The 13,455-nt window shown below is 57.7% G+C and carries 10 protein-coding genes; 4 read left to right on the plus strand and 6 right to left on the minus strand.

Annotated features, from left to right (window positions below; genetic code table 11):
- Positions 1-93: 93 nt before the first annotated feature.
- The 5 genes from AC1RKH_RS11640 to AC1RKH_RS11660 all read right to left on the minus strand — a co-directional run bounded on the left by AC1RKH_RS11640 (position 94) and on the right by AC1RKH_RS11660 (position 6,967).
- Entirely contained in the window at positions 94-2,124 is a 2,031-nt protein-coding gene (locus tag AC1RKH_RS11640; RefSeq protein ID WP_493062772.1) for a pyridoxamine 5'-phosphate oxidase family protein, read from the minus strand.
- A 63-nt stretch (positions 2,125-2,187) separates the two neighbouring features.
- Positions 2,188-2,811, minus strand: a complete 624-nt coding sequence (locus AC1RKH_RS11645; protein ID WP_493062773.1) for a glutathione S-transferase family protein — start codon at positions 2,809-2,811, stop codon at positions 2,188-2,190.
- A gap of 130 nt (positions 2,812-2,941) precedes the next feature.
- The gene (locus AC1RKH_RS11650) at positions 2,942-3,844 is read right to left on the minus strand and encodes a LysR family transcriptional regulator (RefSeq protein WP_493062774.1); all 903 of its coding nucleotides are present in this window, start codon (positions 3,842-3,844) and stop codon (positions 2,942-2,944) included.
- A gap of 43 nt (positions 3,845-3,887) precedes the next feature.
- Complete coding sequence (locus AC1RKH_RS11655; RefSeq protein WP_493062775.1) at positions 3,888-5,210, minus strand: ABC transporter ATP-binding protein; 1,323 nt, start codon at positions 5,208-5,210, stop codon at positions 3,888-3,890.
- A 14-nt stretch (positions 5,211-5,224) separates the two neighbouring features.
- A complete protein-coding gene (locus AC1RKH_RS11660; RefSeq protein ID WP_493062776.1) occupies positions 5,225-6,967 on the minus strand; it encodes an ABC transporter permease in 1,743 nt (580 codons plus the stop codon).
- Between the two features lie 1,315 nt (positions 6,968-8,282).
- Between AC1RKH_RS11660 and AC1RKH_RS11665 the strand changes: the two genes are divergently transcribed.
- Entirely contained in the window at positions 8,283-9,923 is a 1,641-nt protein-coding gene (locus AC1RKH_RS11665; protein WP_493062777.1) for an Nramp family divalent metal transporter, read from the plus strand.
- Positions 9,924-10,363: 440 nt separating this feature from the next.
- On the opposite strand, the gene AC1RKH_RS11670 is transcribed toward AC1RKH_RS11665, so the two are convergent.
- Positions 10,364-10,561: a hypothetical protein gene (locus AC1RKH_RS11670; protein ID WP_493062778.1), complete on the minus strand. Its 198-nt coding sequence runs from the start codon at positions 10,559-10,561 to the stop codon at positions 10,364-10,366.
- Positions 10,562-11,305: 744 nt separating this feature from the next.
- On the opposite strand from AC1RKH_RS11670, the gene AC1RKH_RS11675 reads away from it, so the two are divergent.
- The 3 genes from AC1RKH_RS11675 (at position 11,306) to AC1RKH_RS11685 (ending at position 13,264) form a co-directional block, all read left to right on the plus strand.
- On the plus strand, positions 11,306-11,962 hold the full coding sequence (locus tag AC1RKH_RS11675) for a hypothetical protein (protein WP_493062779.1): 657 nt from the start codon (positions 11,306-11,308) through the stop codon (positions 11,960-11,962).
- 468 nt (positions 11,963-12,430) lie between these two features.
- On the plus strand, positions 12,431-12,652 hold the full coding sequence (locus tag AC1RKH_RS11680) for a hypothetical protein (protein WP_493062824.1): 222 nt from the start codon (positions 12,431-12,433) through the stop codon (positions 12,650-12,652).
- Positions 12,653-12,712: 60 nt separating this feature from the next.
- Complete coding sequence (locus AC1RKH_RS11685; protein WP_493062780.1) at positions 12,713-13,264, plus strand: helix-turn-helix domain-containing protein; 552 nt, start codon at positions 12,713-12,715, stop codon at positions 13,262-13,264.
- Positions 13,265-13,455: the final 191 nt, after the last annotated feature.

Genomic DNA, 13,455 nt, shown 5'->3' on the forward strand with positions numbered 1-13,455 from the left:
GTGGGAGCGGGCTTGCTCGCGAAAGCGGTGAGTCAGTCGACATCAATGTTGAATGATCAATCGCTTTCGCGAGCAAGCCCGCTCCCACATTGATTACACATCCAGCACCAGCGGTTGTTGGCTCTGAGCCGGAACCGCACAGCAAATCAGCACTTCCCCCGCACCAGGCAATTCCGCCGGGGGTTGTGGATAACTCACCTGACCGCTGATCAAACGCGTCTTGCAGGTGCCACAAGATCCGCCACGGCAACTGAACTCTGGCCGCAAACCCTGGCTTTCCGCCAACTCCAGCAAACTACCGCCGTCCGGCTGCCAGCGCGCATCGATGGCCGAGCGCTGGAACACCACCGCGACCGAGGTGGTGGCCACTGGAGGCTGATCGATGACTACCGCCTCTGGATCCGGCTGCCGACGTAACGTCGACGGACCAAAGGTTTCGGCGTGAATCCGCTCATCACGAATGTCCAACCCACGTAAACCGTCGTACAGCCCTTGAGTGAAACTGCTCGGGCCACACAGGACAAAATCCAGCTGATCGTAGTCTTCCACCAACAGGATGGTTTTAAGCAGCGCGAGGTCGATGCGCCCGGTCAGGTCAAAATCCTCGCCTTCCAGGGCTTCGTGTTCCGGCTGGCTGAGCAGACGTAATACCCGCACCGCGTCATCCGCACCGCCCAGCAAGCGATCAAGTTCAGCGCGAAATGGCTGATCAGCCAGGCTGCGCGAACTCTGGAACAACCAAGTCGGCCGTGTACGCCGGGTGCGCTGGCCCTGGTAAACCACTTCACGCAGCATCGACAACAACGGCGTGATGCCGACCCCGGCCGCCAACAACACCAGTGGCCGGCGTTCATTGGCGGCCAGCATGAAATGCCCTTGCGGCGCACGGGCTTCAATCAGGTCACCGACCCGAATCTGTTCGTGCAAATGTGACGACACCAACCCTTCACGTTTCACGCTGATGCGGAAAAACTCATCGGACGGTGCACTCGACAGGCTGTATGTGCGGATGTGCACCTGGCCATCGAGGGTGAAACGCACCGGCAAGTGCTGCCCGGCCTGGAACAGCGGTAACCCGGCGCCGTCAGCCGGTTCCAGATAGATCGAGCGAATGTTCTGGCTTTCCCGCTCGATCCGGCTGACCCGCAAGGGCCGCCAACGATCACCCAATGCCGCGGCCTGCAACCTGGCGGCAGCCTGCTCCCAGGTGCCGGTCATCAAACTGTTGGGTGAAACCCCATCGAAGCGCCAGCGCAACGCCAACGCTGCCGGCCGTCGCACCATGTGCTGCACGTGCAGCTTCCACAGCCGTTCGGCGCCTTGAAAGGCTTCTACTTGTGGGCCATCGAGGATGATTTCGGTACGACCGCTGACCTGCAGCAGATCGCCCGTGGTGAAATCGATAAACAGCAACCCGGCGCGCGGATTGAGCAACAGATTGCCCAAGGTATTGAAATGCAGATTGCCGGCAAAATCAGGAATGGTCAGGCAGTCGCCCTCGACCTGAACGAAGCCCGCCTGGCCACCACGGTGGGAAACATCCACTGAGCGCGAGTTATCCACATCCACGTAACTGGCGACAAAGAAGGTGTCGGCACCCCGAATCATCGCCGTGGCCGCGGCATCCAGCGAATTCAGACGCTGTGCAATGCGCGTCAATGGATCGGCCAACGGCACCGATTCGAACTGCCGCAATTGAATGTACTGCGGGCAATTACCGAAAGACTGATCGACCGAGACGCTCAAGCCTTGCGCGCCAATCGTGCTGACCCGGCCGTTGATCCGGTTACGCCGCCTTGTGTGCAACTCGATCCCCAGCAAGCCAATCGCTGCCCCGGCGTGTAATTGCGCCGGGTCGTCCAGCGTGGGCAGGCTGTCCAGTAGCAAGCGCGCAGGTTCGGGGGAATGGGCAAAACCCGGTTGGCCTTCGAGGATGCTCGCCCAAGGGTTACCGTCGGCGTCCACGGCACCGAACACCATGAACGGCAACTGACGATAGAACTGCCGATGCTGATCCGGCATTTCACTGCGGATCACCTTGCGCCCGTGCGCTTCCATACGCTCGGCAACCCCTGCATGAGCCTGCAATTGTTTCTCGCCGGCATGCCAAGGTGAAAGCTCCATCGCGGTCCTCCTCTGCGCATCGGCGCAGTGTGAACGGCCCGGCAATGCGGGGCCGTAAGCGCTTCAGGCGGTTTGTAAACCGGCCACCGTGCGTGGCATGCCGACAAAACCGGGCAAGGCCTCGATCCGCGCCAGCCAGGCCCGCACGTTGGCATAGTCGGTCAGCGACACGTTGCCTTCCGGCGCATGGGCGATGTAGCTGTAGGCGGCAACATCGGCGATGGTCGGCTCATCACCAGCAAGGTAGGTGGATTTGCTCAGTTCTTGATCAATCACCTTGAGCAGGTTGTGTGAACGAACGATCACTTCTTCGGCGTTGTAAGGCGCACCAAACACCGTGATCAGTCGCGCAATGGCCGGGCCGAAGGCAATCGGACCAGCCGCTATCGACAACCAGCGCTGAACCCTGGCTGCACCGACCGGGTCGGTGGGCAGCCAGCGGCCCTTGCCGTATTTCTGCGCTAGGTACACCAGAATCGCGTTGGAATCGGCCAGCACCACACCTTGGTCATCGATCACCGGGACCTGACCAAAGGCATTGAGTGCAAGAAAGTCTGGCTGTTTATGCGCGCCTTTTGCCAGATCGACGAAGATCAGTTCAGTTGGCAGCTCAAGCAACGACAGCATCAACTCCACACGGTGGGCGTGGCCGGAACGTGGGAAGTTGTAGAGTTTGATGGCGTGCATGGTCGACTCCGCAGGTGGATTGCGCGGTTCAGGAGAGAATCGCGCTGAGTGGCGCTATCTTCCATCTGCTACCAAAACAACAGAATAACCAGAAAACACAATCGATCATTTCACCCGGTGCAATAACGCCTCAGGTGCGCAATGCCGGATGTTCACGCAATCCCTTCACCGCATAGTCCACAAAGCTGCGTACCCGCGCCGGCGCCTTGCGCCCGCCCTGATACACCACGTGAATGGGCAATGGAGGTAGTTCGAAGTCTTGCAGGACGATTTCCAGCTCACCGGCGGCAACCTTGCTCGCCACCTGGTAGGACAAAACCCGGGTCAATCCCAGACCCAGAGAGGCGGCGGTGATTGCTGCCTGATTCGCTGTCACCACCAGACGCGGTTCAGGGCGAACGCTCAACGACTCCCCGGCCGCCATAAAGGGCCAGTTCCTCTGCTGCCCAATGGACGAGGTGGCGACAATTCGCGCTCGGCCCAGATCATTGGGATGCACAGGCCGGCCATGACGCTTCAGATAATCGGGAGAACCGCAGATAACCCGCCGCACCTCGCCCACCAGAATGGCGTGCTGGTTGCTGTCGGGCAGCTCACCGATGCGCACCGCAACGTCGATGCCCTCCTCGACCATGCTCACCACCCGATCGACCAGCAACGCGTTGATGCTGATATCGGGAAACTGCTCGAGGTAGCCAACCATCAGCGGCGTAACGAACAGCTCGCCGAACAGCACGGGCGCGGTGATCGTCAATTGCCCACGCGGTTGCGCATGACTGCCGGCGGCTGAAGCCTCGGCTTCCTGAATCTCCGACAGTATGCGTCGGCAATCTTCCAGGTAACGCTGACCGGCCTCGCTCAGATGCACACTGCGCGTGGTTCGCGTCAGCAGTTGAGTGCCGATACGCGCCTCCAGCGCCGCCACCGCCCGCGTCACGCTGGCCGCCGACAACCCCAGACGCCGCGCCGCCGCAGAAAAACCCTGCTCCTGCGCCACGGCGACGAATACCTGCATTTCCTGGAGTCTGTCCATGAGCTACCTGTTGCACCGTCGTGCCCGACATTGAATGAGCCGGTTACAGACTGCCTTCAACATCTTCCAGACTGAAGGTCTCGGTGTTGTCGTCGTAGGAAAATATTTCGGCGTACCGGCCCCAGCTGATCACGTTCTCCAGGGTTTCTTCTACCGCGGCGTCATTGAGCGAATCTCCCAACTCCTGCTCGAAACGGACACGCGGCGCCCAATGTCCGCGGCGCTCTTGCAGCACCTGGCGAATACGCGCGGCCAATGGCACATACCGGAGCAGATGGTCGGCAAAAATGGTTTTACGTTCCTGGGTGCCGTACTCATCGAACAGCTTGCCCGCGTCGGTCAGCTTGATATCGGCGCCCTTGAGTTCGGCAAACCCCAGATGCTCGAGCATCTCCGCCACCGGAAACAGGTCATCGACCTCCAGCAACAGACGCTCGGCGACATTGGAAAGGCTGTCCTGCCCATAATACGGCTCGGCCGCCAGCGCCGAAATCAGACCGGCCATCAGGTTGGTCGACACTTCAGGCAATGGGCTGCCCAATTGCAGTTCGGCCTTGCCGGTTTTGGCATCGGCACTGCGTCGGTTGGTCATCAAGGCATAGATGTCATCGACCATTTTGCGAAAGGCCGGGTCCAGACGGTTGCGCGGGTGGGCGAACGGCACATTGATTTGTGCCACGACCCGGCCGGGGTTCGACGACAGGACCAGTACGCGGTCGCACATCAACACCGCCTCTTCGATGTTGTGGGTCACGATCAGGATGGACTTGATCGGCAACTGGCCACCGCTCCACAGGTCCAGCAAATCGGTTCTCAGGGTTTCTGCCGTCAGCACATCCAGCGCCGAGAATGGTTCGTCCATCAGCAGCAAGGTCGGATTGACCACCAGCGCCCGGGCAAAGCCCACCCGCTGGCGCATGCCACCTGACAATTCCCGCGGGTAAGCGTTTTCGAATCCGTCGAGGCCGATCAGGTCGATCGCTGCCAGTGCACGCTTGCGCGCGGCCTTGGGTTCCACCTGCAACGCCTGAAGACCGGCTTCTACGTTTTCCAGAACCGTCAGCCAGGGAAACAGGGCAAAGGTCTGGAAGACCATGGCCACGCCTTCGGCCGGGCCGGTCAACAACGAACCGTTATAGCGGACCTCGCCTGAGGAGGGCAGGATAAGACCGGCAATGATCCGTAGCAGCGTCGACTTGCCGGACCCGGAGCGGCCCAGCATGCCGACGATTTCGCCCTCGCGCAGGGTCAGATCGACATCGCTGAGCACCTGCAACTCGTCCTTGCCCTTGCCGAACCCGCGACTGACGTTCTTGAGTGCATAAATTTCGGAGTGCGCGCCTGTTTTTTCAGTATGGCTATTCATCAGATCGACACCTGTTAATTCAGACGGAGTTTGTTTTCAGCGATGGCGTACATCGGCCGCCACAGCACGCGGTTGAACGCCACGACAAAGAACGACATCACTACCACGCCCAAGGTGATTTTTGGAAAGTCGCCAGCCGCGGTGGTCTGGGCGATATAGGCCCCCAAGCCGTGAGCGACCACTTTGTCCTGCCCCCAGGAAACGAATTCGGAAACGATACTGGCGTTCCAGGCACCGCCCGAGGCAGTAATCGCACCGGTCACGTAATACGGAAAAATGCCGGGCAGCATTACCTTGCGCCACCACTGCCAGCCACGAATGCGGAAATTCGCCGCGGCCTCGCGAAAATCGTTGGGAAAGGCGCTGGCACCGGCGATCACGTTGAACAGGATGTACCACTGGGTACCCAGCACGATCAGCGGGCTGAGCCAAATGTCCGGGTTCAACTTGTAGTGCAGAATCACGATGACAAACACCGGAAACAACAGGTTCGCCGGGAACGCCGCCAGGAACTGGGCCAGCGGCTGGATCTTCTCCGCCAGATGCGGACGCAAGCCGATCAGCACGCCCAGCGGTACCCAGATCAGCGAGGCCACCAGAATCAACAAGGCCACCCGCAGCAGGGTGATGGCGCCCAGACCGATCACATGCCAGAGTTCATCAAGCGTCACCTCGCTGCCGACGTAGATGACGATGTGATACAGCGCGTAAAGAGTCATGGCCACAATCGCAGTCGCCCAGATCCAGTCGATAGCCCTTGAAACCGTCGGGCTGGCCTGAACCATCACCGCTTTGGAGCGTGGCAGGCTCAGGCGCATGTTGGTGATGCGCACGATAGCCCGGAGAAAAGGCCGCAACAGGCGCTGAACGACCCGGGTGCGCTGGATCAGATTCAGTACCCACGACTCAGGGCTCCCGGCCTGGGAAGCGGTGTCTTCCATCCGGAATTTGTCTGCCCAGGCCACCAGCGGCCGGAACAGGAATTGGTCGTAAATCAGGATGACCACAATCATCGCCAGAATGACGTAACCCACGGCGTGCATGTCGCGCTGTTCGATGGCCGTCGCCAGATAGGAACCAACGCCTGGCAAAGTGATGGTTTTGTCGCCCACGGTGATCGCTTCAGAGGCGACCACGAAGAACCAGCCTCCGGACATGCTCATCATCATGTTCCAGACCAGGCCCGGAATGGCGAACGGTACATCGAGCTTCCAGAACTTTTGCCAGCCGGAAAGCTGCAGATTGCTGGATACCTCTTCCAGATCTCGAGGCACCGTGCGCAGCGACTGGTAGAAGCTGAACGTCATGTTCCAGGCCTGGCTGGTAAAGATGGCGAAGATCGCCGCGCACTCCGCGCCCAGCACCCGTCCTGGAAACAGCAGCAGGAAAAATGTCACGGTGAACGAGATATAGCCCAGCACCGGCACCGACTGCAGGATGTCCAGCACCGGCACCAGCAGCTTCTCTGCCCGCCGGCTCTTGGCCGCCAACGTGCCATAGACCAACGTGAAAATCAGCGCCGCCACCATGGCCGCGAGCATGCGCAATGTCGTGCGGATCGCATATTCGGGCAAGTCGGCCGGATCCAGCGAAATGACCTGCGTCTGCAACGTCGAGATTGGAGCCCAGGTTTCGTGTGCGCCAATCGAGAAGAACAGCAAGAAGCCAATCACCAACGGCATGGCGATTAGGTCCCAGCGGTTGGGAAGCAACCGTTGTGCCGTGGCCGGTATGTAATGACGCAATACCTTATTCATGTTCAGTGATTCCAGTAGCGTTCTGGAGGTGATCGTTGACCACCGATCAGCAGTTTCTAGAGTGACCGCGCACAGAACGGCTCAACGGGCAGTTGCAGCACAGCTACGTACACTCTAGCGGGGTAATAAAACGACGGCGGGAGGCCACACAAACGAACGCTACGGGGGCGATGCAGAACAGGGTTCATGTGGCTCGGAGATCCGTGGATCTGAACACACCATTTACCCTCTGCGCCTCACTCGGCATCCCAATGGGTGGCCCGCCGAGAATCGGCAGGATCCATGGCTGGAGTCTCCTGAACGGGAGTGAAAAGTACATTTCGACAGGAAAAGCGCGACATCATCCGGCCAGCAGATTTTGCCTGCGGCGCAAGCCATCGGTATCGATGCCGACGTGCTGTTTTTCCGGGGCGGATTGTACGTTTCTAATTGTTACAGAAACATAAACTTGACGTATTTTTTACGTATTTGTGAATGGCCACCATCCCGGTGGCGGAATCGATGCCCATTGCCGCATCTCGACTCCACCGGCCATCAGGTAGCGAGCGGGGGGTTGAATGAGCAGTGTTGACTTTCCCGGCTCGGCCCACCAAAATTTACAACTTGTTACATCTGAGGTCATTTTTCTTTGGACAGTCATTGTTGTAAATCGGAGAAGTTCTCCGTAAAAGCGCGGCACGACCTCAGCTAGATCCCCTTAGCCAACGTCTTGCCGAGTGCAGGACGTTGCGCGCATCAGTATCAAACTCCTTCGCGTAACTAAAACATCAAACCTGAGCGGGCAGATCTTTCTGTTCCAGCCCTGATCCGTGTGTGCGTCTTGCGTTCGCGGCGGTTACAGGTTTCTGACCCATCGCCTGCCTCCGTTTGTGCAGCAGCGATTGTTTTAACGCGTTCGTACCGCCAGGTACGGAAAGGAGGGCGTCATGCCACCTGAAAGTAATCAAAGGCCATCTGAATATTTGAAGCTGTGCCGCCACGAAAATCATGAAGGAGAGACCCCTTATGGACCCCAGTAGTAGTAGTCCGGTCACTCTGATTGAAATGACGGCGCCCAATGGGTAGTCAAACCAGCATCACTGGCTGATCTCCCCCTCGATTTTCCGCATTTCTCTCCGCGTGACCTCTCACGACTCCGACCGCTTTGGTCGACGGTTTAGTGCCCGTTTATTTCGCACCCTTCAGTGCCAGGACGCCTGATTTTCCACTCTGATGCCAGCTTTAGGCTGTGGTTTGCAGAGGGAAAGCACCTACGCACCTGTCCGGCGGGAATCGAAAGCGGCATCCAGCGTTACGCTTTTGGAGAGATTTCGTTATGTCCAACATGAAGATTGAAACTGCTGTTCTTGACAGTGCCCACGCCGGAGACATCCGCGGAGCATTCGGCACCATCCGTCATGACGACATTGCACCTCGCAATGGTTGGTGGCAGCGCTTCAAAACGCTGCTGGCCATCCTGGGCCCGGGACTGATCGTGATGGTCGGCGATAACGATGCCGGCGCATTCAGCACCTACGGCCAGGCCGGCCAGAACTACGGAACCATGCTGCTATGGACAATGGCACTGTTGATCCCGGTGCTGTACGTCAATCAGGAAATGGTGCTGCGTCTGGGCGCCGTGACGGGTGTCGGTCACGCCCGACTGATCTTTGAACGCTTCGGCAAGTTCTGGGGTGCGTTCAGTGCGATCGACCTGTTCATCCTCAACGCGCTGACCATTGTCACCGAGTTCATCGGCATCAGCCTCGGGATGGACTTCCTCGGTGTGCCCAAGGTGGCCGGTGTGTGTGTGGCAGCGGTGTTCATCATGCTCGCAGCCTGCACCGGCGACTTCCGGCGCTTCGAACGCTTCGCGTTGATTCTGGTGATTGGCAGCCTGCTCCTGGTACCGATTTTCGTGATGATCCATCCACCGATGGCACAAGTCGCTCACGACTTTTTCATCCCGCAACTGCCGACTGACGGCAAATTGTCGGAGGTGTTGCTGCTGATCATCGGCATCGTGGGCACCACCGTTGCACCATGGCAGCTGTTCTTCCAGCAAAGCTACGTGATCGACAAACGCATCACTCCGCGCTTCATCAAGTACGAACGCGCCGATCTATGGCTGGGCATTGCGATGGTGGTGATTGGTGCCGTGGCAATGATCGCTTTCACCGCGCAGGTTTTTGTCGGCCACCCTGAGTTCGGCCAATTCACCGATGCTGGCGCCATTGCCACAGGTATCGCCAAATACCACGGGCGTCTGCCAGGCGTGCTGTTTGCGATCGCATTGATCGACGCCAGCATCATCGGCGCAATGGCGGTCTCGCTATCGACCGCCTACGCGCTGGGCGATGTACTGAAACTGAAACACTCGCTGCACCGTAAACCAAGCGATGCCAAGGGCTTTTACGTGATGTACTGCGGCTTGATTGCGCTGGCTGCGGCGCTGGTGTTGATTCCGGGTGTACCGCTCGGCCTGCTGACCAACGCGGTACAGACGCTGGCGGGTGTACTGCTGCCAAGCGCCACCGTGTTCCTGTTGCTGCTGTGCAACGACAAGGAAGTGCTGGGTCCATGGGCAAACAAGCGCTTCACCAACGTCATTACTGCGGTCATTGTGGCGGTGCTGGTACTGCTGTCGGTCATCTTGACGGCTTCGGTGGCCTTCCCGGATATGTCCGGTGAAACCATCACCAACATCCTCATCGGTGGCGGCCTGGTGGGACTCGTTATCGCCATTGCGGTGAATGTGCTGCACGCCCGCAAAGAAGTCGACAACGGGATGCTGCCTGAGAACACCGTCACCTTCACCCAACAAATGATGCACGCCTGGCGGATGCCGCCGCTGACACAGCTCAAGCCGATGGTGCTGTCGCAACGTAACCGCATCTGGATGGGAGTACTGCGCGGCTACCTGCTGGTGGCAATGGGCATGGTGATATACAAGGTCATTCAACTGGCACTCGCTTAAATCTGTTAACAGGCAGGACGGATGCGCAAGCTTTCGTCCCGCCTGTAAAGCAGCCCGCTATCCCCTCCCTGGAACGCGTCCTCGCAGCCGCTTCGTGATGAAAGGGTGGCGCCAGAAAATACCCCCCCCTGAGTCAGGGGGTTTTGCATAGCGTCGAAACCGGTTGGTAAAAACCAACTCAGGTGAATTTTGTGAATTAAAGCTGTCTTGGCCAGCCCCCAAAACTCTGGGCCTCCAAGCCATAACAAGAACTCCGCAAAACTGTCCCAACCTGCGCAAAAGCCTGTTGATTGCATCGTGCTTGAGAATTAAAACTGTCGCGACTGTAACCGATTTATGTCTGCGCCAGCCTTAGACACGGTCTGTTGATGCAAGCTGGCCCAGTTAAAGGTCTTACGCTCACCTGCTCTCAACGAAAAAAGAAGGGAGCGGCCAGCTTCCTAAGACAGCGGCTTTGGAACGCGAGCCATCATCATGCCGCAGACTGTACAAATATACGTTCCCTTCGGACCATCCTTCATTCCTTTGGTGGATATCTGCTCCCAGCTTTTGGAGTATGGCTGATCGTTCTCGGAGGTTTTTTCTTCGCCTTGGTGGCCATTAGGGCAGGCGAAGTATTCGTAAGTACGCATGGTCATGTGTGGATTTCCTACTTGGCTCGGCCTTTAGGCAATCTCGCCATCAGAGCAGCCAGATCCCGCCATGGATATTGAAGAGTCGGTACACCCTGCATGCAGCCTAGCCCATGCACAAACGGGCGATCAGGCTCACTGGCGCGACTTGCCATTTGGCAGGTTTTGCACCCGAGCACTTCTCCTTGAAGCTCCCATCGTCGGCACCAATCCCGCAAGCTGTTGCTTAAGCTAATACGTGGCATAGCAATCCCTATAAGACTTCAGCGACCACAAACTGTGTCGCGGTTTCAAACAACCCAACAACTATTTCCTTATCTTGCCGAGCGAGTTCGTAAACATCGACAAAATGGTCGAACCGGTGAGCGAGGCATCGCCCTGATCCGTATTTGACGTAAGGTCAATATCGCCCACAGCCAGAGAGATCAGCTTGCTTAGCTAAGACGGCCCAGCCAAACACGCCCTTGGCACCTCGCGGTCTACGACGCTTGGGTGCTTTCTATATCCAACCACCTGGCGTAGCGTTGCCCGAAAAAAAGGGCTGCAGCCTTACTTTGCCAAATACTGACCATCTCTTCTCGCAACGGAAAAGCCCGGCTATCGTGCTGGGCTTTTTGTTGCCCGCTCTTGTACCAAATACGCCTATCCCAAGCGATGTATGATCCCATCGCGGTTTCGATAATGGATCCGATATCGTGTCCGGTAGACCCGGCCAATCCTTAAACACCAACACACTGGAGATATTACGTAATGAAAACACTGGAATTGCCAGAGTTCCAAAAAGAATTGATTGATTCGTGGGAGGCTAAGCTCAACGCCCTGTTTGACGGTGAGATTCCGGCTGATGCCGAATGGTACGGCGCTAACGAGATTGCAGGCGTGTTCAATGCAATGCTGGGTAACGAAGGGCACATCCTTCTGCCTACTGGCGGTGACGAGGACCTGCGCAGCGCCCGCGCTAACAAGGACGGGCTGCTGGAGTGGTCCGGCGATGACGACTCCCTCGATAAATATGCCCGAGTGGTGAAGCCAGTGCGCCTGGTCTTCTCGAACCCTGGTAACCAGACTCATGAAGCCCACTTCATCCTGGAAGTCGACGCAATGCCTGCAGCGCTCCACGACGGCTATGCAAATGCGGACGGCATCGAGGAGTGCGTGGAGCTGGCGAAAGGTAGCTATGCCCCCCGCAGCGCTTGGGACAACAATGAGTTTCAGGGTAAACCATTGCCTGAGTCTGCTCGGCTGGTGATCCGGGCGACTAAACCCGGCCGTTACGCCTTGTTCGGTCGGGGTGCGATCTACTGCAAAATCCGTGATAGGACTTTCGACGCCTATAGCGCGTTCCACAATGACGCAGCGCAGTTTGAGATGATGGTGGCGAAAATGGCGGCCATCGAGATCGCCTAAAGCGAAAAGCCCGGCATATGTCGGGCTTTTTGTCCACGTCAGTCGTCTTTCAAGATGTCAGGCAAGTCTTTGAGGACGCACTCTGCGTTCACCCGGCCAAATTTCTTCTTCAGGCTGCTGATGTGGTGCTTCGCACTGACACCCGGTCTTGCTACAAGCAGTCTGTCTTCTGTCGCCGGTACGGCACCCCCATCATGATCGTGACGCGGTTCTTTAGGCTCTCGACGGCTGTGACGCGGACCATCTCGATGACCTGGCGAGTGATGATGACCTCGATCCCGTAATGGCCTGGTCAAGGATAAATTCGAGGCTCAATTGGGTCTCAGGTATGTCGTATTTCACATGGTGCATAGAGCTTTCTCTTGGGATTCCAGCCCTCCGGCGTGGTCCGGGTGGATCTGGCCGGTCTGGGATACGGCGAGGGGTTGGGTGTCTTGGTGACGCTAGACAGACAAAGCGACGAGGATCCTGGAGCGCTTCGAGAAGGCCCTGGCCGAGATTCCCAAAGTGCTGGCTGCCTACTTGGTGTCGGGGAAACAAGAATACGTCCTACGGCAGCTCAAGGCCGAGAGCGTGCCGTTACAGGCCGTTGACCATGCGGCATTGGCGGAAATCTGGCTCTTGTCTATCGTTATAAGCCCTAAACGACGCTTGCTGATAGGACCGCGTAACCATAATATGGGACACTAAATGTCCCGATGGGAAATAGAATGTCCCACCAGGAATGCTAACCCTATCAGGAATCAAGCTATGCAGTTCACGCCCCCACCGCAACGCTCCGCAAATTATTCCACCGTGTGCCTTCTCGCCCTTAAAGACGTGCGCCTTGAGCGTGGCGTCCATCAGTCCCACATCGCGCAGTTTGTCGGCAAGACTCCGAGCGCTTGGGCCAAGATCGAATCGGGCCATTCCCCCCTACTGATGGACACGCTATTTGGGGCGTGTCTCGCCATGAACATCAACCCGAGCCAGTTCTTGGTTGTTGTTGAGCGCCTCTGCCAAGCCTTCAACTATCACAATTGGTATTTTTACGCCGCCGACCTACAGGGCGAAGACGAGCTGCTTCCACTGGTGCAGGAATACTTCGCCAGCTCGGGATTCGAGAACCTGAAATACCGCCCGAATGATCGCTTAACCGTGCAGGCTTTCTCCAACACCATCAGCTCGATGGTGCCGCCAACGATCATCCAGTATTGCTGCTTTCCGAAGGCTAAGGAGTGGATCGATAATGGCGCACCAGTGAGCAATCCCGCGAACTTGGCCACCATGGCGTCCGTTGGCGTCCATACCCCGTCGACCTGATCGGTGCCGTCCCCGCAAGCCCACCGCGTGGTGGGCTTTTCGTTAGGTGCTGATGAGCTCTGCCGTAGCAGTCTTCACTGGTCCGATAAATGTCCCAGTGACGCTCCCGAATTGTTGGCCGCGTGCGACAGTTTTAATTCGCACGCGACCGTTTTAATTCTCAAAAGTCACAGGTTTCAGTCCTGTGGATA

It is taken from the genome of Pseudomonas sp. GW822-FHT06B12 (assembly GCF_058799675.1).

What these genes read in the sequence shown, in the direction of transcription:
- AC1RKH_RS11655 (WP_493062775.1), bottom strand. Translation starts at nt 5,210, where the DNA reads ATGAATAGCCATACTGAAAAAACAGGCGCGCACTCCGAAATTTATGCA.
- AC1RKH_RS11645 (WP_493062773.1), bottom strand. Translation starts at nt 2,811, where the DNA reads ATGCACGCCATCAAACTCTACAACTTCCCACGTTCCGGCCACGCCCAC.
- AC1RKH_RS11665 (WP_493062777.1), top strand. Translation starts at nt 8,283, where the DNA reads ATGTCCAACATGAAGATTGAAACTGCTGTTCTTGACAGTGCCCACGCC.
- AC1RKH_RS11650 (WP_493062774.1), bottom strand. Translation starts at nt 3,844, where the DNA reads ATGGACAGACTCCAGGAAATGCAGGTATTCGTCGCCGTGGCGCAGGAG.
- AC1RKH_RS11640 (WP_493062772.1), bottom strand. Translation starts at nt 2,124, where the DNA reads ATGGAGCTTTCACCTTGGCATGCCGGCGAGAAACAATTGCAGGCTCAT.
- AC1RKH_RS11660 (WP_493062776.1), bottom strand. Translation starts at nt 6,967, where the DNA reads ATGAATAAGGTATTGCGTCATTACATACCGGCCACGGCACAACGGTTG.
- AC1RKH_RS11685 (WP_493062780.1), top strand. Translation starts at nt 12,713, where the DNA reads ATGCAGTTCACGCCCCCACCGCAACGCTCCGCAAATTATTCCACCGTG.
- AC1RKH_RS11670 (WP_493062778.1), bottom strand. Translation starts at nt 10,561, where the DNA reads ATGACCATGCGTACTTACGAATACTTCGCCTGCCCTAATGGCCACCAA.
- AC1RKH_RS11675 (WP_493062779.1), top strand. Translation starts at nt 11,306, where the DNA reads ATGAAAACACTGGAATTGCCAGAGTTCCAAAAAGAATTGATTGATTCG.